The 20,803-nt window shown below is 68.0% G+C and carries 27 protein-coding genes; 10 read left to right on the top strand and 17 right to left on the bottom strand.

The genetic code is table 11. The features are described 5' to 3' along the window. Positions 1-41 precede the first annotated feature (41 nt). Both K7W41_RS21980 and K7W41_RS21975 read right to left on the bottom strand, forming a co-directional pair. Complete coding sequence (locus K7W41_RS21980; protein ID WP_224612575.1) at positions 42-287, bottom strand: hypothetical protein; 246 nt, start codon at positions 285-287, stop codon at positions 42-44. Continuing rightward, positions 284-691, bottom strand: coding sequence for a DUF5348 domain-containing protein (locus K7W41_RS21975; RefSeq protein ID WP_224612574.1), 408 nt, complete (start codon positions 689-691; stop codon positions 284-286). The genes K7W41_RS21980 and K7W41_RS21975 overlap by 4 nt, the downstream gene beginning before the upstream one ends. Positions 692-990: 299 nt before the next feature. Here K7W41_RS21975 and K7W41_RS21970 point away from each other — a divergent pair, with 299 nt between their 5' ends. After that, positions 991-1,455 (top strand): hypothetical protein, encoded by a 465-nt coding sequence (locus tag K7W41_RS21970; RefSeq protein ID WP_224612573.1) that lies wholly within the window; start codon positions 991-993, stop codon positions 1,453-1,455. Positions 1,456-1,473: 18 nt separating this feature from the next. Here the strand turns inward: K7W41_RS21970 and K7W41_RS21965 are convergent, their stop codons facing one another. Continuing rightward, complete coding sequence (locus K7W41_RS21965) at positions 1,474-1,794, bottom strand: hypothetical protein (RefSeq protein WP_224612572.1); 321 nt, start codon at positions 1,792-1,794, stop codon at positions 1,474-1,476. After that, positions 1,794-1,997, bottom strand: coding sequence for a hypothetical protein (locus K7W41_RS21960; protein WP_224612571.1), 204 nt, complete (start codon positions 1,995-1,997; stop codon positions 1,794-1,796). Before K7W41_RS21960 ends, K7W41_RS21965 begins: the two co-directional genes overlap by 1 nt. Before the next feature lie 245 nt (positions 1,998-2,242). Between K7W41_RS21960 and K7W41_RS23635 the strand changes: the two genes are divergently transcribed. Both K7W41_RS23635 and K7W41_RS21955 read left to right on the top strand, forming a co-directional pair. Beyond that, the gene (locus tag K7W41_RS23635; protein WP_263490025.1) at positions 2,243-2,377 is read left to right on the top strand and encodes a hypothetical protein; all 135 of its coding nucleotides are present in this window, start codon (positions 2,243-2,245) and stop codon (positions 2,375-2,377) included. 583 nt (positions 2,378-2,960) lie between these two features. Continuing rightward, entirely contained in the window at positions 2,961-4,025 is a 1,065-nt protein-coding gene (locus K7W41_RS21955) for a M12 family metallopeptidase (protein ID WP_224612570.1), read from the top strand. Between the two features lie 179 nt (positions 4,026-4,204). On the opposite strand, the gene K7W41_RS21950 is transcribed toward K7W41_RS21955, so the two are convergent. Both K7W41_RS21950 and K7W41_RS21945 read right to left on the bottom strand, forming a co-directional pair. Further along, positions 4,205-4,435, bottom strand: coding sequence for a hypothetical protein (locus tag K7W41_RS21950; RefSeq protein ID WP_224612568.1), 231 nt, complete (start codon positions 4,433-4,435; stop codon positions 4,205-4,207). A 30-nt stretch (positions 4,436-4,465) separates the two neighbouring features. Then, a complete protein-coding gene (locus K7W41_RS21945; protein ID WP_224612566.1) occupies positions 4,466-5,170 on the bottom strand; it encodes a DUF2726 domain-containing protein in 705 nt (234 codons plus the stop codon). 235 nt (positions 5,171-5,405) lie between these two features. On the opposite strand from K7W41_RS21945, the gene K7W41_RS21940 reads away from it, so the two are divergent. From K7W41_RS21940 to K7W41_RS21925, 4 genes are all read left to right on the top strand, one after another. Continuing rightward, positions 5,406-5,840: a hypothetical protein gene (locus K7W41_RS21940; protein ID WP_224612564.1), complete on the top strand. Its 435-nt coding sequence runs from the start codon at positions 5,406-5,408 to the stop codon at positions 5,838-5,840. 72 nt (positions 5,841-5,912) lie between these two features. Next, positions 5,913-6,239 carry an HU family DNA-binding protein gene (locus K7W41_RS21935; RefSeq protein WP_224612562.1) on the top strand — a complete coding sequence of 109 codons (327 nt, stop codon included), beginning with the start codon at positions 5,913-5,915 and terminating at the stop codon, positions 6,237-6,239. 114 nt (positions 6,240-6,353) lie between these two features. Then, positions 6,354-8,180 (top strand): lipase family protein, encoded by a 1,827-nt coding sequence (locus K7W41_RS21930; protein ID WP_224612561.1) that lies wholly within the window; start codon positions 6,354-6,356, stop codon positions 8,178-8,180. Further along, complete coding sequence (locus K7W41_RS21925) at positions 8,177-8,614, top strand: hypothetical protein (RefSeq protein WP_224612560.1); 438 nt, start codon at positions 8,177-8,179, stop codon at positions 8,612-8,614. Before K7W41_RS21930 ends, K7W41_RS21925 begins: the two co-directional genes overlap by 4 nt. A 24-nt stretch (positions 8,615-8,638) precedes the next feature. Here K7W41_RS21925 and K7W41_RS21920 read toward each other — a convergent pair whose 3' ends face one another. From K7W41_RS21920 to K7W41_RS21910, 3 genes are read right to left on the bottom strand one after another with little or no spacing between them, the layout of a single operon-like run. Continuing rightward, on the bottom strand, positions 8,639-9,256 hold the full coding sequence (locus tag K7W41_RS21920; protein WP_224612559.1) for a hypothetical protein: 618 nt from the start codon (positions 9,254-9,256) through the stop codon (positions 8,639-8,641). Positions 9,257-9,285: 29 nt separating this feature from the next. Then, positions 9,286-9,657, bottom strand: coding sequence for a hypothetical protein (locus tag K7W41_RS21915; RefSeq protein WP_224612558.1), 372 nt, complete (start codon positions 9,655-9,657; stop codon positions 9,286-9,288). Then, on the bottom strand, positions 9,654-10,067 hold the full coding sequence (locus tag K7W41_RS21910; RefSeq protein ID WP_224612557.1) for a hypothetical protein: 414 nt from the start codon (positions 10,065-10,067) through the stop codon (positions 9,654-9,656). Before K7W41_RS21910 ends, K7W41_RS21915 begins: the two co-directional genes overlap by 4 nt. 205 nt (positions 10,068-10,272) lie before the next feature. Here K7W41_RS21910 and K7W41_RS21905 point away from each other — a divergent pair, with 205 nt between their 5' ends. Beyond that, positions 10,273-10,881, top strand: a complete 609-nt coding sequence (locus K7W41_RS21905; RefSeq protein ID WP_224612556.1) for a hypothetical protein — start codon at positions 10,273-10,275, stop codon at positions 10,879-10,881. A gap of 90 nt (positions 10,882-10,971) precedes the next feature. Here the strand turns inward: K7W41_RS21905 and K7W41_RS21900 are convergent, their stop codons facing one another. The 8 genes from K7W41_RS21900 to K7W41_RS21865 all read right to left on the bottom strand — a co-directional run bounded on the left by K7W41_RS21900 (position 10,972) and on the right by K7W41_RS21865 (position 16,522). Beyond that, a complete protein-coding gene (locus K7W41_RS21900; protein WP_224612555.1) occupies positions 10,972-11,445 on the bottom strand; it encodes a hypothetical protein in 474 nt (157 codons plus the stop codon). A gap of 99 nt (positions 11,446-11,544) precedes the next feature. Next, positions 11,545-12,408, bottom strand: coding sequence for a hypothetical protein (locus tag K7W41_RS21895; protein WP_224612554.1), 864 nt, complete (start codon positions 12,406-12,408; stop codon positions 11,545-11,547). Positions 12,409-12,631: 223 nt separating this feature from the next. After that, positions 12,632-13,177, bottom strand: coding sequence for a hypothetical protein (locus tag K7W41_RS21890; protein WP_224612553.1), 546 nt, complete (start codon positions 13,175-13,177; stop codon positions 12,632-12,634). A gap of 169 nt (positions 13,178-13,346) precedes the next feature. Continuing rightward, positions 13,347-13,613: a hypothetical protein gene (locus K7W41_RS21885; protein WP_224612552.1), complete on the bottom strand. Its 267-nt coding sequence runs from the start codon at positions 13,611-13,613 to the stop codon at positions 13,347-13,349. Positions 13,614-13,715: 102 nt separating this feature from the next. After that, positions 13,716-14,234: a hypothetical protein gene (locus K7W41_RS21880; RefSeq protein ID WP_224612551.1), complete on the bottom strand. Its 519-nt coding sequence runs from the start codon at positions 14,232-14,234 to the stop codon at positions 13,716-13,718. Between the two features lie 117 nt (positions 14,235-14,351). Beyond that, positions 14,352-15,233, bottom strand: coding sequence for a ParB N-terminal domain-containing protein (locus K7W41_RS21875; RefSeq protein ID WP_224612550.1), 882 nt, complete (start codon positions 15,231-15,233; stop codon positions 14,352-14,354). Then, positions 15,230-16,000, bottom strand: coding sequence for a ParA family protein (locus K7W41_RS21870; RefSeq protein WP_224612549.1), 771 nt, complete (start codon positions 15,998-16,000; stop codon positions 15,230-15,232). The genes K7W41_RS21875 and K7W41_RS21870 overlap by 4 nt, the downstream gene beginning before the upstream one ends. Positions 16,001-16,069: 69 nt before the next feature. Continuing rightward, a complete protein-coding gene (locus K7W41_RS21865) occupies positions 16,070-16,522 on the bottom strand; it encodes a DMP19 family protein (protein ID WP_224612548.1) in 453 nt (150 codons plus the stop codon). Between the two features lie 135 nt (positions 16,523-16,657). On the opposite strand from K7W41_RS21865, the gene K7W41_RS21860 reads away from it, so the two are divergent. Continuing rightward, entirely contained in the window at positions 16,658-20,122 is a 3,465-nt protein-coding gene (locus tag K7W41_RS21860) for an eCIS core domain-containing protein (RefSeq protein WP_224612547.1), read from the top strand. Beyond that, complete coding sequence (locus tag K7W41_RS21855; RefSeq protein WP_224612546.1) at positions 20,119-20,787, top strand: SMI1/KNR4 family protein; 669 nt, start codon at positions 20,119-20,121, stop codon at positions 20,785-20,787. The genes K7W41_RS21860 and K7W41_RS21855 overlap by 4 nt, the downstream gene beginning before the upstream one ends. Positions 20,788-20,803 lie beyond the last annotated feature (16 nt).

The following is a 20,803-nucleotide window of genomic DNA, read 5'->3' as shown; positions in this document are numbered from 1 at the left end:
TCAAGGAAAAGCTCCCACACCTGGCGTAGGCGCGCCCGGGCTTAACGGCTAGGCCGGGTCTTGCTGGCCAACGTCAGGTCCACCAGGGCCTGTCGGCCATCCACCCAGTCCAGCAGGTCGCCCAGGAGTGCCCTGGCCTCCCCACCCTGGGCGCTGTCCAGAAGCTTCCGGGCGAACGTCTTGACCCCCTCCAGTTCCGTGCTCACGGTACTCAGGCCCTCATGGGGTGTTTTCAACAGGGCCCCAAACAGCTCTTCCACACCGGCCGGCAGTTCGGGCTTCGTCATAAGGCCTCCAGAACCCGTGGAGCCGTCTCGCGCAGCAGGGCGCGCGCCTCAGCTGCGGCCTGCGCGCGTTCCTCATCGCTGGCATCGTCAGGGCGCTGCACCAGGTCGGTCAGGGCTTCAACCAGGCCGCGCAGCTTCGCCACTTGGATGTTGGCGTGCACGTCCTCCTGGGGCCAGCGCAGATCCGCGAAATCGGGCAGGCGCAGTTCGACCTGGCTCTCAAGGCCCCGCCCCTCACTGAGGGGCAGGTAAAACACTGCGTACCCCTGGGCGTCCATCTCGAACCGCACTGGCAGCCAGCCGTCCCTGAGCTGCACCTCCAACAGGTCGCCGCAGGAGAGTGGCTGGCCAGCCAGGGAATAGCGTCGTCCGCCGTCGTCATGCGTCTCGTCCAATCGTGCCATGCGTCCCCCCTCAATCTCCAGCGTAGTAATGCCAGGCCATTTTGGTTTGACCCCCCTGATTGGGGGTTAACGAGTGAGCCTCCCACTGGCGGGGTCAGCGGGTCCCTTGCCCGTGCAGATGAGCTGGGCTAGGGTAACGCCGATTTCCGCATGACCAGCACCTCTGACCGCAAGTTTACCTACCACGAGCCGGTGCTGATCTGGCACCACCCCCGCACGGCACCATTGAGGCCGGGGTGCAGGAGATCCGCTACCTGCGCCCGCCCCTGGCCGAGTATGTGGGCGACTTGGCCTAGTACGTGCGGCAGAACGGCCAGCTGCTGCCACGCGGCGACGCGGGCCGCTGCGCCCGGCTCGTGCGGCAGGGTGAGGGCCAGGGGCGCCCCCTCCCGCCCGGCTTCGTGGCCCACCTGCAGGTGGGGCGCCGGCGCTTTGCCCTGACGGCTGAGCAGGTGCAGGCGCTCGAAGCGGAACTGGCCCGGGTCCAGGCCCTCCCACTGGGGCAGGCCGTGGCCGCCCAGCGCGCTGCGCTCGCCCCTACGCCGATCCGGGCCGTGGCGGTGAACCGCCGCGCCCCGACGCCCATTGCCCCCCAGGTGCGCGTGACGGCGGCCGTCAACTGGGCCCGCCTCACCGGGGAGCCCCAGGTGCTGGCCCGCTGGACCGAGGGCGGCAGCGACCGCATCCGGGTGGTCCTGCCGGACGGCAGCACCACCGAGCAGGGACTCCCGGCAGCGCCGGTGCCGGCACCGACCGGGCCGTGAGGACCGGCACATCCTGCGCTAGGCCAGCAGGCCCCGGGGCCGCCGGGGCTGGGGTTTGAGGGCCCGGTAGGCCTGCACCAGATTACTGGGCAATGGGCGGCCCTGCTCGGAGAGGGCCTTCAGCCGGTCCCGGGTCATGCCGTACAGCACCCGGCGGTCGTCTGGGTCGAGGTAGCCCTCGTTGAGACGGGCGCGCAGGGCATCGACGGTCTCGTCCATGTGCTGGGGCGCGTAAAGGCGCAGCAGCCCCTTCAGCGTGCGCTGCTCAGGTGGTGCCAGCGGCAGCAGGGGCGCGCGGCGCACGTCGTCCCGGGGCCCGTCCCACCACACCTCTTCCATCAGGCGATCAGTCCTGCGGGGCCGGGGAGCAACGCGGTCGTCCAGGTACCATCTGTGACCGTCACGCCTACCTGATCGTCCACCTCCACCCCGACCGGCAGGCGCCCCAGGGGCCAGATCTCAATACTGGTATCCGGCAGGCGCACGCTGGCCAGGCCACCGCTGATCTCCAGCACCGTGATCACCTCGGGGTCGTCGCTCACGTCCGTCAGTCTGGCACGCCTCAAAGCGCGTTGTCTTCGGGATTGACCACCCTGTCGGGCCGCATGATCACCAGCAGCACGGGTGCTGGGGCGGCCGTCGGGATCAAGCCGTTGGGAAAGGGGGTGCCGCTGGTGTAGCCCAGTGCCCTGCTCCGCGCCGCTGTTTGAGCCCTGCCCCCCTGTTGAGTGGACCCGCGGCGCAGCTGCGGCGTTGAGAGCCGCGTAGGCCCCCTACACTGCCCGGTATGACCCACGTTGTGCCTTTGCGTCCCCTGATCGGTCTCCTCATCCTGGTGCTGGCCTTCGGGGCCACTGGTATGGCCCAGGACCCGTGCTGGAAGTGCGCCTTCATGCAGGCGGAGCCGTGTTACGGCTGCTGAGCAGTACCCTACAGGGCGTGACCTTCCAGCTCGGCCGCCCCCTGCCCAGCGACGCGCACACCACTTCGGAGCGCACCCTGTACCACGCCCCCGGGGCTCCGGCGCTCTGGCGACCATGACACGCGAGGGCGGCACCTGGCAATGGCGCCAGCTGCATGGAGAGGCCCCGGATGGGTACGGCACCTGGGGCTGGAATGACCTGCAGGCGTGGCTCAAGAGATAGGCAAAGGAGAGGCTACCGCCCCGACCTGCGTTTTGGCGTAGAGGGTTATGTGCCGTTGAACCATCGACTTCACCTACTGGACGGCTGCTCCTGCAGAACGTGTTCGTGTTAAAGGGTGAGCACCTACCACAAAGTGCAGGGGCCAGGCTCCATATCTGACCTGAAATGAGCGAATCTTTCGCCTTACACTCACCTGCCTTTCAGAGGCCGGCGAAGTCCCTTTTTTGGAAGAAGAGGTCTGGTCTTTCTGACAGGGTGCTGCCGTTCGTTTTTTCCATGCTCGAAGCGCGGTGGTCCGCCGCTTTCGAGCCCTGCCCCGGCCTTTTTGCTGTTGGCCACCCCAAGCGGTGTTGAGGAGTCATGATGAAGCGCTTTCCTTCCCTCGTTGTCCTGAGCTTGGCCTTGTCTGCCTGTAGTCAACTCAACCCGCAGACCCCCGCGGCGCCATCTGCGCACAACCCCATGCTGGGTCATGAGCAGATGGCTGCGGCCCTGCCGGTGATCAGCGCCCGCGAGGCCACGACGTTGTCTTCACAGGCCCTCTCACAGGTCAAGGTGCGTCACAGCTACACCTTTGCCAACGGCGAGCAGATCCACTACACCTCGGTGGGCAACCTGGCCGTCGACAACGACATTGTGCTGGGCGATCTTGCCGAGGTGCAGAAGAACATCGCCCAGTACGAAGAGTTTCTGAAGGCCAAAGCCAACCCTGGGCAGCTCAGCGAGCAAGGGATGATCCTCTTCCGTTGCCCATCGATGACCTGGTGGGGTGGCTGCTTGACCAGTTGGGAAGGCGCCCGCTGGGATCAGGATGCCAACGGCAATACGCCCGTGTACTACGAGCCCCTGAGTGCGACGATGGGCGCCAGCGGCCAGGCGGTCGTGACCGAGGCCATGCGGCGGATTCAGGCCAAGGTCCCCCGAATCTACTTCGTGCCCTCGACCACGGCACCCAACCGCATTCGGTTTACGGAGACGGCAAACAATGGCTGCTGGTCGCGCTTGGGTCGAGCTGGCGGTGTTCAGCAGCTGAACCTCCAGCCGCCGGATCTTAGAACGGGCACCTGCCAGGTGGTGGGGATTGCCCAGCATGAGATTCTGCATGCTCTGGGCGTAGCGCATGAACACCAGCGCCCAGACCGCGACACGTACATTAACGTCAACTGGAACGCCCTGAACCAGACGGGCCGTGACAATTTCTTCGCGTACTGGGCCCGTGACGTTGACCAGAACCAGATCACCAGTTTCGATTATGGGTCGATCATGCTGTACGACCCGAACGACTGGGGCGGCGCCATGTCGACGGCCCCGGGGACGGTGCTGTACACCACCAAACAGCCGGTTCCCGCCGGCACCGTGCTGGGTCAGCGCAATGACCTGAGTGATCTGGATGTTCAGGCCCTGAAAATGCGCTACGGCTACTAAGACGGGACCTGAGTCAGCGGTTAGGCAACATACCAGGGAGGGAGGCGGAACAGATACTCCGCCTCCCTCCCCTGTCGCGCGGTCCCTCCACATTCAGGTGAGGTCAGTCCAGCGCTGTAGTGTTGGCGTAAAGAAGGCGCCCCAAGGGCCGCCTCGATTTCTCCGAGAAAGCGTCGTATTCAGGATGCGTCAAGGTTGTCCGGCTCATCGGCGGGCACCTGGTAGGACAGCGGATATTTCTCTGTGCGCCAGGTGTCCTTGCCCCGTTCCCACGACATGGCCTGCCCAGTAAAGGCAGGCAGAGCCCGGCGCGCAGCCGCCGCGCTCTCGTACGGCCCCAGCCGGCGCACCACCTCGCCGGTCTCCACGTGACTGACCGTCACGTAGACCCTCGGGGGCTGGTCAGGCATGCTGGCAGGATAAAGGACGGTCCGCCGCCTTCAGGCGTGGGCGCGGCCCAGGGTCGCGTGGCTGAGGTGGCGGCTCAGCACCGCCTGCAACGAGGCTGGGGTGTGCGTCGTCTCGGCCCGCAACCGGATCAGGGGCAGGCCGGCGCTCCGGAAGGCCACGTCCTTGACCGCGTCGCGGTACTGCTGCTCTTTCGTGTCGTGGCTGGCGCCGTCCAGCTCAATGGCAAACACCGGGCGGTGCTCGGGCAGGGACACCACCAGGAAATCCACGTGCTTGTCGCGCAGGCGGGCATACGTGCCTTTCTGCTGCCCCGGGTGGCGGGTCGCGATGAAGAACAGGTCATTTAGACGCACGTTCGGGAACACACGGTACCCAGCGGGCAGGGCCTGCTCCAGCACCGCCAGAAACGCCGCTTCACTGCGGGCGAAGAAGTACTGCTTCGTGCGCAGGGGCAGGCTGTCCGGGACCCCCTCCGGCGTGGGAACAGGCATGCGCTGTGCCGCTTCTTGGGCCGCAACCCGCGCGCGGATCTCGGCGTCCAGGCCTTGGAAGGGGTCCACGGGCGGGCGGCTGGGTGCAGGGGTTCGGCGGAAGGTGGTGTCCTGGCGGGTCTGCGGGGCCGACACCGCCACGCGGCTTTGCAGCATGCGCAGCAGCCACCGACCGCCCTTCACGCCAATCCCAATGCAGGCGCCCATGAACACGAACGCGATGATGAAGCCCAGCAGTTCCATGCCGCAGGGTCGCATGCCGCCGCAGCCGTTGAAAGAAGACCTGCTGCATCCCCCGCCGGGGGCGTCCAGCACGAAGGTGAGTACGCTTCACCCCGCCCGCCCCGCCATACTGGGTGGCCATGCAGCCCCATGCGTTTGCCGCCAAATGGCGTGACCTCGCGCCGCGCCTGACCGAGTGCGCCGCCTACCAAGAGCGCCTGCTGGCCCTAAACTTGGAGCGCCGCGGAGGGGCCGCATGACCCCAGCCCAGGGCCATGAGGGCCGGCATGTCAGCGTCGAGGCGCTCCGGCTCTTGATCGGCACCCTGCCCACCCGGCAACCCATCACCGACGCCTTTGAGACGCGCCATCCGCTGCGCACGCGACCCTGGTACTCCTCGCAAAAAGCGCATCTGATCGGCTGGCTGGGCGAGTACGGGCAGGGTGGCGCCTACCAGCGGCAACGGCCAGGCCAGGACGCGCGGCACTTCTATACCCACTTCCAGTGCGCGCCGGGCTTACTCTGGCTGGCCGAGGCACTGGGCGAGACACCAGAGACGCTGCAGCAAGCGGTTGCGGCGGTCGAAGCGGCAGGGCCCAAGGGGGCCGCCCAGTGCGGCGCACTACGCCGGGTCATTCCCTGGTCGCGGATCGAAGCGCTGCTGCAGACCAAGGGGTTGACACCGTCCTGAGCAGCATCCCAATTGCGCAATTCTGCGCATTTGGGGTTGCACCCGCACTGACACGGGTTCCACCATGCGGCCATGACCAAAAGCGTCAAACCCGCCAAACCCGCCGCCTCTGCCACCGCGTCCGACAAGCTCGGCAAGACCCAGCTCGTGGAAATGGTCGCTGACCGCACGGGCCTGGGCAAAAAGCAGAGTGAGGAAGCTATCAGTGCCACGCTCGACGCCATCACGGGCGCGCTGCAGCAGGGCCGCAGCGTGGGCCTGCCCGGCTTCGGCACCTTCAGCGTGAAGGCCACCGCCGCCCGTACCGGCGTGAAGCCGGGCACCAGCGAGAAGATCCAGATCCCGGCCGGCAAGAAAGTCAGTTACAAGATGGCCACCGACCTGAAAAAGAGCCTTTAAGCCAGACCCACGCCCACGCCGCGCCTCCATTACGGGGGCGCGGCTTTCTTCATGCCGGTCAAATCCAGCAGTCTGATGACCCGCTGTCCGGTACGCTGGGTGCCAGGAGGAGTCATGACCACTGCGCCCCAGGAACGCCGCCCGCAGGCCAAGGAGAGCACCCCTCAGGCTGCTGTCCCCACGCCCAAGCCCCCAGGGCTTCAGGGCGGCGACGTCATCTTCAACGCGGCCATGAACTACGCCCGCACGCACCCCGACGCCCTTGTGCAGGCTCTGGGCACCGGCCAGTTCATGTACTACGACCCCGCGCCCCTGGCGCTGCCCCGCCCCATCTCCGCCGCCAAGCTCAAAGGCGTGGTCGATCAGATGGACCGCCCTGGCCTACTGGACCTCCGCGAGCGCATGCGGCGGCGCGGCGGCCCGGAGTTCTATTGGGCTCTGGCCCAGCGCTATGGCGGCAACTACGCCCTCGCCGTGCAGAAGCGCATCGGCGTGAAAACCGACCTGTCCGCCGAGCAGCTCACCTTCCATGCCTTCGTCGAACAGCTGACCATCCGCGCAGCCTATATGAACGACGAGGATCTCAACGTCCTGGTCAGCGACCTCGACCTGACCGATGCTGACCGCGACAAGAACACTCAGGAGCGAGAGAGCAACTTCCAGCCGCAGAAGCTGCTGGCATTCTTCGGCTATCGGGCGGGCCCCCCGGTCTCTGGCCAGTGGGGCTTCCAGATGCGGCTGTTCACCCCCATTCCCCTGAGCCAGATCAAAGACCCGGCGGTGCGGGCACGCCGGGCACAGTTTGACGACCCCATCGCCGTCTTTCGCGGTACCGAAGGCGTGCAGGTCACGGCCCGGGAAGGCGGCGTGGATACCCTGGTCGGCAACTTCGCCAAGGCCAGCGTGGGCGTCAATCAGGTCAACGCGAACTGGGACCTGATCCAGCTCACGCTGTCACAGGTCAAGCAGGCAGTGTTCGCGGGCCACAGCCTGGGTGGCGGCCTGGCTCAGGTGACGGCGGCGCGCGCCCCCAGGAAAGTCGCGCAGGTCATCACCTTCCAGGCCCCGGGCCTGCCCGACGAACTGGCTGCGAAGTTTGCCAAGGAGAGTGACGCGCAGAGCACCCACTACCGGGTGGCCGGCGACATTGTGCCGCAGGCTGGCGAGACCCACCTGCCGGGACAGATCGAGTACATGACCCGCTTCACACGCAAGCGCGGTGATCCCCAGTTCCGCGCCGCTGTGGACCCGACCAACAGCCATAAAGCCTTCTCGCTGACCACGGTGCTGCAGGGGATGGACCCGGCGGCGCTGACCCCGGAGCAGAAAGCCATCCTGCAGTACGGCGCCCACGACCTGCAGGAGGCCGAAGGCCGGCAGGTGCGCATGACCCTGACTGGCAGCCTGAGCACCAAAGACGACCCCCGGATGAGCACCGAGTGGGCCCGGAAGACCATCCTGCCCACCGCGCTGCAGAGTCTGGGCTACGTCGAGGACATGGCCGAGGTCAACATCGGCTACAACGCCCTGCTGGAAGCAGCCCAGAGCAGGCTCAAGAAAGCCACAACCTACGAGGCATTTAAGGCCGTGTACGACTGGCTCGGCAAGGTCAAGACGGTGCCCCTGAGCAAGGCCCAGGACGAGATGATGAAAGCCCTCGGCGTGCGCTCGTACGTCAAGCCCACCGTGCCTGTTCCCCTTCCGGGAAAGGGCACCGGCCTCCTTGACCAGATCAATGTCCCGGTCGGGCCCACCCTGCTGCCACCGATGATTCCGACGTTCCTGACCCGGATCAAGAAAAACGGCAACCAGGTGCCCATCAGCGACCAAGATCGGCTTAGGGTGCGCGCCGAGATCGTGACACACTGGATGGCGTGGCATCCAGGTCAGAATCAGGCCCAGGCCTGGTTCACCCGAATACAGAAAGGAAGCACGCCATGAAGCCTGCCTTGATGCTGTTTCCCCTCCTCCTCACCGCGTGCTGGCAAGGACGACCGATGGGCAAAGAATGGACACCGCAGGCCTTGATGGAGTTCGCGGCCGAAACCGTCAAGTCGACCACCCCAGTGACACAGATTGAGTGCCGCGACGAGGGCACCGGCAGCCTCAAGGCCTGCTTCGCGGTGGACGGCCCGGTGGGCAGCGTTCGCACACCGCTCGACGAGGCCTTCTCTGGCGACCTGAAGCTCATGGGTGACTGGCAGTTCACCGGCAACGTCGGCTCGGCCACGTACCAGACGCGGGCGGGCGAGAAGATGAACGTGGGCCTGGTGTACGCCGCCAAGGGTCCCACGAGCGCCATCATGGAACAGCTTCCCGAAGGGGCGGCAGGCATTCTGTATGTGACGGTGGAGCGTTCACCCTACGCGAACTGAGGACGCCTGAGAGAACGGGGCTGCTCAGGCAGCCTGCTCCAGCGTGAACAACCCGCCCTGCTGGGCACTTGATTCGACCCAGCGCTCGACGTCGGCCAGCCCCCGATGCACGCCGGTGAACCGGAGGTAAGTGCCGTCGCAGCTGTCGACGCCCAGGGCTGTGCAGGCCCGCACGCGGCGCGCGGAGTTGACCCGGCCGACGTGGATGCCCCAGTACCCGAGGTCCCTGGCCTGGGCGATCAGGGCGGCGCCGTGCTGGCCCCGCCAGCGGTCTGACCCGGCCAGGAACAACCAGTTCGCGTTGTCCGGCAGTGGCAGCCGCTCCTGCCCGTCCTGGGCGATATAGGCCGTGGGGAAGTCATGCTGCTCGATCACCTGCCGCCACCGGGGGAACAGGGCCAGCGTCGCGCCCGCATCCTGCACCACGTCCGGCGCCGCGACGAACAGACACCGGCTGGCATACGGCTGCAGCCGCGCGAGGTGCTGCAGGAACCGCTCCGGATCGAACTTGCCGTTGTAGCCGTCATTGTCTGAGGCCCACCACCGGCCCTCCGCCAGAGGGGCGAGGCCGCCCGTGCGCGGCCCCACCATCACACCCACGTGGGGCGAGCGGTTCCCCAGACGGCTGCCCGTGGCCACCATGTACGTGGTGGCCTCCGGCGCCGCCCCCTTCACCGGCTGACGTCCAGGCGCAGCACCACCCGCACCAACTGGCCCTGCACGCGCGGGTTGCTCCATAGCGCCTCGACCATCGCCAAGTCCTGGCCCCTGAACGGGCGCCCGTGCACCGACCAGAGACGGCGCACCTGCGCCAGCCCCCAGGTCAGCAGGGCGGCCCGGACGGCGTTGCGCTCGTGAAAGGCCTCGTTCCAGCCCAGCCGCTCCTCCAACTGCGCGAACCCGTCTGCCCAAACGTCCTCGGAGATCTCCCCCCGCTCGAACTGGGCGTTCAGGGGCTCGCCCTGCCGGTTCACCTCCCGGCCCAGGGCGCGCAGGCGGCACTCCGCGTCCACGAACGCGGCCTGCAGGGGGGAGCGGCTCATGCCGCCACCTCCGCTTGCAGGGCGGCCAGCACCACATGCTCGGCCAGGGCGTTCTGCACAGCCACCGCCTCCTCCGGCCACAGCGCGGCGAGGCTGCTCACCGGCACCCCGATCACCTCGCTGGCAAAGGCGTAGTGGTCGCGGATGCCGGCGCGGCCCATTGCGCGGTGAAGCTCGCAGGCCTGCGTCTTGCCCAGCGTGGGGACGGGGGGCGTAAACACCACGTCGTCCAGGTAGATGATCTCGTGCGCGGTGTGGGCCTCGGTCAGCGCCGTGATCACCGCCCTCGCCTCGCCGCCTTCGACCAGGGTGGTCAGGCGTCCGTCCTGCCAGGTGGCGATGGTCTCGGTGCCGGTGATGGGGGCGGGGTAGAGGTAGAGACCGTCGGCGGGTTTGCTAATCTGGAACATGCTTCTTCTCCTTGAGCGGTGAACAGAAGTGGAGGCTGGGCGCGGCGAATCTTGGCGGAGGACCTGCGCCTTCCTTTCTGCCTATATAGTTGCATTTTTTCCGGCGCTGATGATGTGAGGCGCAGCCGGGCGCGGCACCCACCTGGCGGGGGTATCGCCCCGTTTAAAATTGCCTTTTTTCCGGCGAGCCGGTAGGGTGGAGGGCATGACGACCGCGCCCCTGCTTCCCGCCCCGGCGGACCGCGACGCCCTGACCCGGGCACTCGCGCCCCTCGCGCAGGCCCGCGCCGCCGGGCTGGGCCTGGACCGCGCAGCGCTGGCGGCGCAGGTTTACCCCGCCCCGAGCCGCGCCGAGGTGGCCGACGTGGGCCGGATGCTGGACGGGCGCCTGAGCCTGTTTGGTCCCCGGGGGCTGGCCCTGCTCGCCGCCCTGGGCCTGCGCGAGCTGCGCCCGGTGTGGGGGCTGCCCGTCGTGGCCGCGCCCCCCTCGGCCAAACCCTGGCTGACCGGGGCCAGCGCCGAGCGCGCCGCCCAGATCCTCCCCCCCACCCCGGCCGGGCGGCTGGCCCTGGCCGGGGCGCGCCGCGTGGCCGCCCTGGGCCTGACCCGGGCCGCCCTGGCGGCGGCGGTGCTCTCCCCTGCCCCGTCCGGGGCGCCGCTGGGGGCCCGCCTGACCCGCTACTTTGACGGCACCACCACCCTGTTCAGCGACCAGGGCCTGGCCCTGCTGCGCGCCCTGGGCCTGGAAGGCTTCGAGGTGCACTGGGGCGCCCCGGCCCGCCCCAGCCGGCGGAAACCCGGCGCAGCAGCCTGAAATAACCCGATTTTTCCGAGACAGGACGCATGGCAAAGCCCGGCCCAGGCGGCGTAACGCCGCTGGGCCGGGCCTGGTCGGGGTGAGGGCTCAGGGCACCGCGACCCGCGCCAGATCGAGCAGGTGGGCCTGGGCGCCGGGGGCCAGGGCCGTGGCCAGCGCCGTGGTCTCGGGGGTGGCCAGCGCCAGCGACACGGTGCAGGTGTCGGGGTCCCGCGCCGGGGGCCGCCACCGCCCCTGTTGGACCGGGCCGAGGGTCAGCACGTCGCCGGCCGAACCCGCCGCCACGAAACGCAGCAGAAAGCGCATCTCCCCCAGGATGCCGGGCCCGCCCCCCATGCCGGGAAAGGACCGGTGGTAGCTGCCGCGAAGGGCCGCTTCCACCTCGTCCTGGGTGAGGTCCAGCTCCACCAGCACCGCGTGGGTGGCGGCGCGGTGGGTCACGGCGCCGATCAGGTAGGCCACCTCCCGCCCACCCTCGTGGGTCGTGGTGGTGCCGCGCAGGGGCTCCCCCAGGGCGGCGCAGAAGGAACGGTCAACAGACGCGAGGACAGGGATCAGCATGGGGGCCTCCAGGGGGGCAGGAACAGGGCGAGGTAGGCAGAGAGGCGGGCCGGGCGCCGCAGGGGCCTCCACGGCCCGCGCAGCGCCCGCGTGCGGGGGTCAGGCGGCGACCTTCACCCCCCGGGCCCAGCCCTTGATCCGCAGGCTGTCCAGCCGGGCGGCCTCGTAGATCGGCCCCATTTCGGCAGCCACGGGCAGCTTTTTCCGGCGCGCGGCGCCCTCACGCGACCGAATCGCGGTCACCACGTCGAACAGGCGGTCCCAAGCCTCGTTCGCCGCCGCGACGTCGCCGGTCAGGGCGGCAGCCTCCACCTGGGCCTGGCGGTAGAAGCGCTCCTCCACCTTCGCGGTCCAGCCGTCGCGGGCCTCAGTCGCGGCCCGGTAGGCGGCCTCATGGTGGGCCGCCGCCTGCTGGCGCTCCTCCACCGTCACGCCCTCGGCGCGCAGCGCGCCCGCCACCCGGGCCCAGGCCTCGGCGCTCAGGGCGTGGGGGGCCGCGACCCCGCGCACCTTGGCGGCCACGGGCGCCTCGTCGTGCACCACCGTGGCGGGCACATAGTCCTGCCGGTCCCGGCCCAGGTCTTCAGGGACATAGTCCTGGCGCTCGGCGCCGCTGGCGGGCACGGCCTCTGTCTGCAGCTCGGCCACCGGGGGCAGAGGCAGCGTCACCTCGGGCGTGGGCAGCGGCAGGGGCGCGGGCGCCGGCACGTCCACCTCGGCCCTGTCGGGCTGGGGGGCCTCGTCGGCCGCGTCCAGGATCGCGCGCACCTCGGCTTCGAGCTTCAGGATGGCGCGGCGGCGGGCGGCGTGGGCGGCGTTGCCCCCCTTGCCCTCCTCCAGGCGCTCCTCCATGATCTCCAGCAGCGTGCGGGCCTCGGCCCAGTTACCTGCTTCGGCGGCGGTTTTGGCTTCGGTGGCGGCGGTCTTGGCTTCACCCAGGGCGGTCATCAGTGCTTCGTTCATGGGCTGAGTTTTGCTTGCGTTCGGCGGCCGGTGGTGTGTCGCCTGTGTGTGGAAAAATGCTGCTGTGGGCGGAGAAAATCGCCGTTGGGCCCGGTGAAGATGTGCTGGCCTGGAGGCTGACGGCCGAGCCCGTGACCATCCCCGCCCGTCCGTCAGCAGCGCTGGCCAGCCACAGCAATGCGCCGCCCCAGGAACAGGGCGGCGCGCAACAGGGGGGCAGGGCTCAGGGCAGACGGGCGTGGCCCACGAACACGCGGCAGCCCTCCTCGGGGCAGGGCACCGACAACTCCAGCAGGCGCCAGTCCCAGCCCGCTGGGGTGGCCTCCCAGGCGCCGGCGAGGGGCAGGGCCTCCAGACCCCGCAGATCCACCTCAGTCACGCCCAGGGCCCGCAGCTCGGCCAGCAGGTCTGGCAGGGTGCCGCGCAGGGGCTGGCGGCGGGCCACGTCCAGGGCCTCCTGGGCCACGTTGGCATTGTCCAGCGCGACCTGACGGGCGCGGACCCCGCCGCGCGTCAGGGGCAGGGGCCGGGTCTGGGCCAGCAGCGCCTGGGCGGCGGCCACGTTGTCGGCCAGCTGCTGACGGTCGGCGGCGCTGGGCGTCCCGCCCTGCTGGAGCGCCCAGCTCAGGTCCCCCAGCAGGCGGTGGGTCTGCAGATAGGCCTGACCGATCCGGCGGCGCAGAGGCCGGTCGCGGCCGGGGGTGCCGGGCTGGGGCCGGGGGTTCGAGCGGCGGATGACGTCCTGGAGGGCCTTGTCGCGTGCGTTCATAGGCTGAGTTTTGCTTGGAACGGGGGAGGGGTGGTGTGTCGGTTGTGTGTGGGGGGCATGCGTGCCAGACGGCAAAAACTGCCGCGCAGGGGCGGCAGATGTGCGCAGGAAAGCCGGGGCGAAAAGAAGCGCCGCACCGGGGGCCGGGCGGCGCGCCAGGGGGCCAGGCTCAGGCCTCCCAGTACACCCCCACCACGTGCAGGCCGGAACTGTCCGTGAACAGGTCGATGCGGGAGCACAGGCCGTGACGGGCCAGCACCGAGGCGCGGCGCAGCGAGTCCGCCACATCGGCCGACACGGTGGCGGACAACTCGCTGTCATCGGCTAGATAAACCGGCACGGTGCGGCGCCCGTCCCAGTCGGCCAGCAGGGGCAGGGTCACGAACTCGTAGCTCTCGGCGATAGCGCCTGGATCGGGGAGGTTGCGCTCGAACATGGGGGCAGTGTTGCTTGCGTGCCAAGAGGCGTGGTGTGTTCCTTGTGTGTGGCTAGGACGGTAAAAACCGCCCCAGAACGGGGCGGCATTGGGGGGCAGGTCTCAGGGCAGGCGGGCGTGCCCGAACACCACGGCGCGGCCCTGCAGGGGGCAGGCATAGCGGATCTCCAGCCGGCGCCAGTCCCCAGCCACCGGGGCGGCCGTCCACTCGCCCTTCAGGGGCACGGTGTCTGGCCCCTGGCAGCGAATCCCCATAGCGCCCAGCAAGGCAAACGCCTCGAACAGTTCGAACAGGGTGCCGGTCAGGGGGCGGCGCTGACAGGTGGTCAGGACGTCACCAGCGACAGCGCGGTTGTCGCAGGCCAGCAGCAGGGCGCGCGCGCCCGTCTTGGTGCGGGGCAGGGCGCGGGCCTGGGCCAGCAGCAGCTCGGCCTGGTCCAAATTGGCCTGGGCCGTCAGGCGGTCGCGGGCCGTGGCGCCTCCCAAGTCCAGCAGCAGGTGTGTCCCCTGGTAGACCTGCCGCAACTGGCGCAGGAACAACTTGGGGGGCAGCGGCACCGGGCCGGAGCGGGCAGGAAAGTCGTGCAGGGTGATGGCCAGGGCCTGGTCGCGTTCGGTCATGGCCGGATGGTGGCTTGGCCAGGGCGCCGCCGTGGTGTGTCTCTGGTGTGTGAAAAGCCCACTCCTAAACGGCAAAAACCGCCCACAAGGGGCGGTCCTCTTACCGGTAAGAGACGCTCACTCCTCAGTCAAGACCGCCGGCATCCGGGCCAGCCAGCGCTCCACGGCCTGACGGTCCTCTGTGGACAGCCGGGCCATGAAGCGCGCGCTGGTCAGGCGCCGGCCCGCCAGCGCGGCGCGTGACGGCGCCGCCTTGGCCTGCGCGGTCAGGCGCTCCACCTCGGCACGCAGCTCGGTGCGCGAGGCGCCGCCCTGCGCCAGGGCGATGAGCGCGGCGTGGTGCTCGGCAGGGGCCGCCGCGATGACGCCGCCCAGCGTGAGGGGCAGCCCCGCGCGCAGCGCGTCCACCAGCTCAGCGGGCCAGCGCAGCACCCGCAGCTTGTTCTTGGCGAACGAGGCCCAGCTTTCGCCGAGCGGCGCGAACACCTCGTCCAGCAGGGCGTGGTCCGGTCCGGGCTCCTCCGCCAGCAGCTGGATCAGTCGGGCGCGCGCCGGCTCCGGGTCCAGGTTTAGGGCCAGGGCCACCAGCGCCAGTTTGCCGTCCACCTCGTCAATGACGTTCAAATTGTCGCGCTGCAGGTTCTCGACCAGGGCGGCCACCCGCGCCTGCCGGTCATCCAGGGTGCGGATCAGGACGGGGACCTCGGTCAGGCCGGCCCGCTGGGCGGCCCGCCAGCGGCGCTCACCAGCCACGATCTCAAAGCCACCCTCCACTGGCCGGACCAGCAGGGGCTGCAGCACCCCTTCCGCCCGGATGCTGTCGGCCAGGGCCTGCAGGCGCGCTTCGTCAAAGTCGCGGCGGGGCTGGCCTGTCCCCGGGCGCAGCTGGGCCACGGGGAGGGTGCTGCTGGGCGTGTCCTCGCGCTGCCGCAGCGGCCCCAGGTCCTCGCCCAGCAAACCCTTCAGGTCGCGGTGGCGCTCAGGCCGTTTGCGGGTCACGCGGCACTCCCGGCGTAAGGCAGCCCCGTGGCGCGGGCCAGTTCGGCGGTCAGGCGCTGGATGTCACGGTGCACTGGGCTTCCAGGCGCGTACAGACCCACGGGCGCGCCCTGGGCCGTGGAGTCCAGCCACACCGCCTCGCGCTGCGGCATGGGCTCGGCCAGAGGGGAGAGGGCGGCGCGCAGGTCAGCCAAGACCTCGCGGTCGTGCAGGCGCCGGGCATCGAAGAACGTGGGGACGTACAAGGCCACGTCCAGGTCGGGGCGCACCTCGCGGTACTCGCGCAGCGCCACCTGAAGGCCGGGCAGGGCGTCTAGCCCCTTCTGGCGGGTGGGCACCGGCACGATCATCTGATCGGCCGCCAGGGCCCCGAGGATGGCCAGCTGCCCCAGGCTGGGCGGGCTGTCGATCAGGGTGACGTCGTAGCGGTCCTGCACCGCTCCCAGGGCCCGGTTGAGCCGTCCCTGGGCACCCACAGCCCCCATCATCAGGCGCTCGGCCAGCGCCAGGGCCATATGCGAGGGAATCAGGTCCAAGCTGTGGACGCGTACCGGTTCGGGCAGCGGGCGGCCCTCAACTGCAACGGGATGGGCGGTTTGGTCCGGTGTCACACCCGTGACGCCTAGCCACCCGGTGAGGCTGGCCTGGGGGTCGAGGTCGATCAAGAGCACCCGAAGGCCTGAGGCAGCCAGCTCATGGCCCAGATTGAGTGTGAGGCTGGTCTTTCCAGCGCCGCCGGCGTGGTTGAACACCGTGAACGTTTGCACGGCTGCACGATACCGCGCAAGCAACGAAAACACCCCGGCCGGAGCCGGGGCGATGGGGGAGAGGCGCGCTCAGGTCCAGGCCAGGAGGTAGCCCTGCACCGCCAGACCGAACTCATCGCTGAGCGCGGAGTAGCGGTCGTCCAACTGGTCTAGGTCGCCCAGCGAATTGTCGGGCACGTCTCCGTCTTCTGCTTGGCCGGCGATCTGGCTGGCCTGCCGGACCAGGGCGTCCACCTGCACCGCCAGGGCAGCGGCGTCTGGCTCCCCCTGCTGGCGCATCCGGTCCAGGGCCAGCAGCACGGTGGGGCCGTCCTGCACGGCGTAGCGGTTGCTAATCCACTGCGCGAAGCCGCCGTTGCAGACCTGGGAGTGGAGCCCCTGCAGCACCAAGAGATGCCGGTCGCGCTGCGAGAGGCTGTCAAGAAAGGCTGGATAGGCGGCGCGGGTGGGGGGCAGCTGGTGCAGGAGGCGGTCTAGCAGGGCCTCGTATGGCTCGTGCGGCGGGCAGTCCGTGATGGTCATGGGTGCATGGTTGCTTGCGTCCACCGCTTGCTGGTGTGCCTTCCCTGTGACGGCGCACGCTCTGCCTGGCACTGCAGATGCGTTTCCCAGGCGCTCAGGAGCCGGTTACACTAGGGACTGTTCGGGAGGTCAGCAATGACACTGGTGCAGCGCCGTCAATCCACCCACGACAAGCCCCAACGGTCGGTCACTTCTTCCCAGGCGCAGGCGCAGGTCCCCGAGGCCGAGCTCCGGCAGGCCCAGGCGCAGCAGGCCGTGCAGCGCCATACCCTGCGCCCAGTTACAGCGCAGCGGCAAGCTGCGCAGGCGCCTCTGCAGGCCGCCACACTGGACCGGCAGGAAGTCCAGCGCGTCCAGGTCCAGCGGCAGGCGCTGGCTGATCAACTGGACGCCTTGCCACAGGTGGAGGCTGCGCCCCTGCAGCGTGAAGCCCAGCCCCTCCCCACCAAGCCGCAGACTCCGGGCGACTGGGTGACGGTGATGCGGCATCAGGCCGAACAGGTTGAGGGCAAGGCGCTGGACAGCCGCCAGTACGCCCAGTTCACCGCACTGCAGAGGCAGGTGGCGCAGACGTTGGCCCAGGGGTTCCGCACAGACCGAGGCCCCACCCAGGCTCGCTATGACACCTATGGCGAGCACCTGGCCACGCTGCAACGCCACGAGATCAGCGCCCCGGTGAGCCGCGTGGTCCTGGGGATGGTGCCTGCTGGCGAGCGGGTGGCGCTGCAGCGGGCAATAGATACAGCGGCGCAGCGGTATGAAGCCGAAACCCAGCAGCGCGCGACGGCCGAACAGCGCACCAGCCTGCAACGCCAACTGGCCGAACTGGACGCCGAAGCGACGCAGCCGGTGTTGCAGCGCATTCAAGCCCGCAGAGGCGCCGGCAACCCCCTCCCCGAAGCCATTCAACGCCACCTCGAACAGGGGCTAAACCACGACCTGAGCAGGGTCCGCATTCACGACGATGCCGAAGCGGACAAGCTGGCGAAAGGGGTCAACGCGATTGCGTTCACTACAGGGACGGACATCTTCTTCCAGAGCGGCAAATTCAGCCCCAACACGCAGAGCGGCCTGGAGTTGCTGGCGCACGAGGTGACCCACACCGTGCAGCAGAGCCAGGGCCGCGTTGGGCCCGGCGTGGACCCGGATGCTGGGCTGGAAAGTGAGGCCCGGAACATGGGCGCCAAGCTGGCCCAGATCATGCCCAGTCCCAAAAGCCTCCTGCCGCCAAGCCCCCACGCGCCCGGCGTCTACTCCAAAGGTGCTGCCCTGCAACGTGCCCAAAGTGGCGCCGTCACGACCGCCCTGCACCAGCCCTTCACGGCTTTAGGCATCCAGCGGCAGACCACAGGCGGACTGACGATTCAGCGGAACTTCGTGCTGGACAAGGTGTCCGACCTCGCCGCCAACATCCCAGGCTACCGCGAACTGTGCCTGGCCTTCGGCAAAGACCTCGTGACCGGCAAGCGGATGGATCAGAACCCAGGCGCCATCCTCGACGCGCTGGCCGGGCTGGTCCCGGGCCCGTTCAAGGACATGCTGAAGGTGGTGCGGCAGCAGAACCTGATCCCCAAAGCCTGGGCGTGGTTCAAGGGCGAACTGGGCAAGCTCCAACTGGGCAGCGTCCTGGGTGAGGTCAAAGGCGCCATTGCCAAGTTTCCCCCCGATTTAGGAGCGGCCAAAGCGGCCCTGACCCGCCGGGCGGACGGCCTCAAACGCCTGATCGCCGGCTCGGCAAGGCACATCGCCACCATTGCCCTGACGGCCATTGAAGCTGGGCTGGGCCCCGTGGGCAAGAAGGTCATGGGCCTCCTCAAACAGGGCGGCGACGTGATCATGCAAGTGCTGCGCAATCCAGCCCAGTTTGCGGGCAACCTCCTGAAAGCGCTGACCCAAGGGTTCGGACAGTTCCGCACCAATGCCGGCAAGTGGCTCAAAGAGGGGCTGGGCACCTGGCTCACCGGGGCATCGGGGATTCAGTTCCCCGCCACCCTGGACCTCAAAGGCGTGTTCATGACCGCCCTGAGTGTGATGGGGCTGACCTACCACGCCCTGCGCGGCCGGCTGGTCAAGGAACTGGGCCAGGGCGGCGAGCAGAAGGTGGCGCTGGCCGAGAAGGCGGGTGGCGCGCTGGCGTCTCTCACCAAGGGGCTGCATCAGGCGCCAGAGGTGAAGGGGCAGCAAGGGGCCATCGGCAAAGGTGTGGTGGACAGCCTCAAAGGTGAGGTCACCCGGTCACTGGTCACCGCAGGAGCGGCCAAAGTGGCGTCCATGCTGGTTCCGGGCGGCGCTTTTGTCCAAGCCTTGCTCACCGCGTTTCAGGGCGTGCAGACGCTGATCAGCCAGAGTGGGCAGATCATGGGCGTGATCATGAACGCGCTGGGCAGCGTCCAGGCGATTGCTGGGGGCCAGGTGGGGGCAGCGGCAGGCTTCATTGAGCGGACGATTGGCGGCAGCATTCCCATCGTGCTGACCTTCCTGGGCAAACTGGTGGGCCTGGGCAACTTCGGCACCCGCATCAAGAACACGGTGAAGCGGCTGCGCGCTCGCCTGGATGCCCACATTGACAAGCTGGTGGGGCGGATCAAGGCGATCCTTGGCAAAGGCAAAACAGGGGAGCAAAAGCCCGGTGCCCCAGCAGCCAAGGCGCAGGTGCTGACCGCCAAGATTGAGCCCAAACAGCAGGCCCCACACACCCTGATCTTCAAGTCAGATGGCAAGTCATCGAGCCTGATGATTCATAGTCGGCCGCGCACGTTCAACGATTTCATCACCAGCATCCCCATTGACGACCAGCATGTGGAAGCGGCGGCGATTCCTCAGCTCAACAGTCTCAAGGCCAGAGCCATTCAGTTGGCTGGGGATATTGACAGCCACAACCTCAATCGTCAGACAACCGCCGGGAATCCGGCAGTGCTTGGGCAGCTGCAAACGCTCGCCGACACGATTGAAACCATCATGGAGCAGTTCAAGCAGAACCATGTCAGCATCGTTCGCTTTGGCGGTATCCAGAACGGCGAGGGCACCTGGATGAATGCCAAAGTGCTGAATCAACGGTATCTGGAGGGTTCCAAGCCCCAGGACCGAGATGACAGTGCTCTGTACCGCAGCTTGAATGCTGCGCGGCCCAAGGCTTGGGTACGTGGGCACCTCCTGAACGAAGGTTTGGGTGGTCCTGGCGCCGCTTACAACCTGGTGACCCTGACGCAAGCCGCCAACAACCGCTCGGGACAGAGCCACTACCACCTGTTCGAAAAGCACATCAAGGCGGCCATCATGGCCGGCAAGACGGTGCGCTATAACGTTCGCGCCCGGCATGGCACCCACCCTATGCGCGCTGTGCAGCAGCAACTCACAGCCCGTATCGCTACCCTGGGACCTGGCAAAGATCGCCAGGACGCGGAGCGGATGCTGAAGTTCCTCAAGTTTGAGCAGGAAGAAGTGGCCCTGGGCCTCAGCGTGGAGTGGTCAGAACTGGCCTTCGACAACACCACCTTTAGCTGGAGCGACGCGGGCAATGGCGGCAGCGGTGATGTCAACAACGTTCTGCCCGATAGTCTGCCTTCAGCGGCCAACCTGCCGCGCACCCCAACACCATGACCCAAACATTTCCTGATTACCGACAAGCGTTTGCCGACCTGGCCGCTGAGCTGCGCGCCCATCCTCAATTCACGGTTGAGCGGTTTGAGTTAGGCGAAGCGCTGTCTGAAGCTGATATCCGGGGCCTTGAAGCGGAGACGGGCTACGAGCTCACCGACGATCTCCGGGCCTTTTATGGCCAGATGAATGGCCTGAGGTTGAAGTGGTTTCTCAACCCCGAACTGACCGAAGAAGAGCGCCAGGCGTTTTTTCTTGAATTTCCCGACATGGACGTTGAGAACAGTAGTGATGAGTATGCCTCAGCCGCCATTCATATCCTGCCGCTGAAGGAAGTGCTGACCCGGGATTGGGCAGATGAGATCTACTACGAACCCGAAATGGGTTTTCATGGTCAGGCCCTGAGCGTTGAGGAGTTTCACCAGAGCATGCGCCCGTTCGACATGTTCAGCGACTACCGCGCGTGCATTCTGGCATTCACTCAAAAGAAAGATCCAACCGTGTTCCTGCTGGATGACCACCACGGTGTCTGGGATGAGTCCAAGGGAACGGACGTGCGGTCGTATCTCAACTTCATTCTGGCGACGAAAGGGCAGTCGGATGCCAGGAAGCGCTGGCTGTCGGAATACCAGGGCTACACGCAGCGCGTCTCGTTCGAAGCACCATAAATCCTACCGGCAGTGC

Source organism: Deinococcus multiflagellatus, assembly GCF_020166415.1.
Classification (GTDB): Bacteria; Deinococcota; Deinococci; order Deinococcales; family Deinococcaceae; genus Deinococcus; species Deinococcus multiflagellatus.
The sequence above is the reverse complement of the archived record's forward strand: the minus strand, read 5'-3'. Positions and strand labels throughout refer to the sequence as shown.

Bases quoted from the DNA above. Each gene is read 5' to 3' on its own strand.
- K7W41_RS21980 (WP_224612575.1), bottom strand. From the start codon at position 287: ATGACGAAGCCCGAACTGCCGGCCGGTGTGGAAGAGCTGTTTGGGGCC.
- K7W41_RS21975 (WP_224612574.1), bottom strand. From the start codon at position 691: ATGGCACGATTGGACGAGACGCATGACGACGGCGGACGACGCTATTCC.
- K7W41_RS21965 (WP_224612572.1), bottom strand. From the start codon at position 1,794: ATGGAAGAGGTGTGGTGGGACGGGCCCCGGGACGACGTGCGCCGCGCG.
- K7W41_RS23635 (WP_263490025.1), top strand. From the start codon at position 2,243: ATGACCCACGTTGTGCCTTTGCGTCCCCTGATCGGTCTCCTCATCCTG.
- K7W41_RS21955 (WP_224612570.1), top strand. From the start codon at position 2,961: ATGATGAAGCGCTTTCCTTCCCTCGTTGTCCTGAGCTTGGCCTTGTCT.
- K7W41_RS21950 (WP_224612568.1), bottom strand. From the start codon at position 4,435: ATGCCTGACCAGCCCCCGAGGGTCTACGTGACGGTCAGTCACGTGGAG.
- K7W41_RS21945 (WP_224612566.1), bottom strand. From the start codon at position 5,170: ATGGAACTGCTGGGCTTCATCATCGCGTTCGTGTTCATGGGCGCCTGC.
- K7W41_RS21940 (WP_224612564.1), top strand. From the start codon at position 5,406: ATGACCCCAGCCCAGGGCCATGAGGGCCGGCATGTCAGCGTCGAGGCG.
- K7W41_RS21935 (WP_224612562.1), top strand. From the start codon at position 5,913: ATGACCAAAAGCGTCAAACCCGCCAAACCCGCCGCCTCTGCCACCGCG.
- K7W41_RS21930 (WP_224612561.1), top strand. From the start codon at position 6,354: ATGACCACTGCGCCCCAGGAACGCCGCCCGCAGGCCAAGGAGAGCACC.
- K7W41_RS21925 (WP_224612560.1), top strand. From the start codon at position 8,177: ATGAAGCCTGCCTTGATGCTGTTTCCCCTCCTCCTCACCGCGTGCTGG.
- K7W41_RS21920 (WP_224612559.1), bottom strand. From the start codon at position 9,256: ATGGTGGCCACGGGCAGCCGTCTGGGGAACCGCTCGCCCCACGTGGGT.
- K7W41_RS21915 (WP_224612558.1), bottom strand. From the start codon at position 9,657: ATGAGCCGCTCCCCCCTGCAGGCCGCGTTCGTGGACGCGGAGTGCCGC.
- K7W41_RS21910 (WP_224612557.1), bottom strand. From the start codon at position 10,067: ATGTTCCAGATTAGCAAACCCGCCGACGGTCTCTACCTCTACCCCGCC.
- K7W41_RS21905 (WP_224612556.1), top strand. From the start codon at position 10,273: ATGACGACCGCGCCCCTGCTTCCCGCCCCGGCGGACCGCGACGCCCTG.
- K7W41_RS21900 (WP_224612555.1), bottom strand. From the start codon at position 11,445: ATGCTGATCCCTGTCCTCGCGTCTGTTGACCGTTCCTTCTGCGCCGCC.
- K7W41_RS21895 (WP_224612554.1), bottom strand. From the start codon at position 12,408: ATGAACGAAGCACTGATGACCGCCCTGGGTGAAGCCAAGACCGCCGCC.
- K7W41_RS21890 (WP_224612553.1), bottom strand. From the start codon at position 13,177: ATGAACGCACGCGACAAGGCCCTCCAGGACGTCATCCGCCGCTCGAAC.
- K7W41_RS21885 (WP_224612552.1), bottom strand. From the start codon at position 13,613: ATGTTCGAGCGCAACCTCCCCGATCCAGGCGCTATCGCCGAGAGCTAC.
- K7W41_RS21880 (WP_224612551.1), bottom strand. From the start codon at position 14,234: ATGACCGAACGCGACCAGGCCCTGGCCATCACCCTGCACGACTTTCCT.
- K7W41_RS21865 (WP_224612548.1), bottom strand. From the start codon at position 16,522: ATGACCATCACGGACTGCCCGCCGCACGAGCCATACGAGGCCCTGCTA.
- K7W41_RS21860 (WP_224612547.1), top strand. From the start codon at position 16,658: ATGACACTGGTGCAGCGCCGTCAATCCACCCACGACAAGCCCCAACGG.
- K7W41_RS21855 (WP_224612546.1), top strand. From the start codon at position 20,119: ATGACCCAAACATTTCCTGATTACCGACAAGCGTTTGCCGACCTGGCC.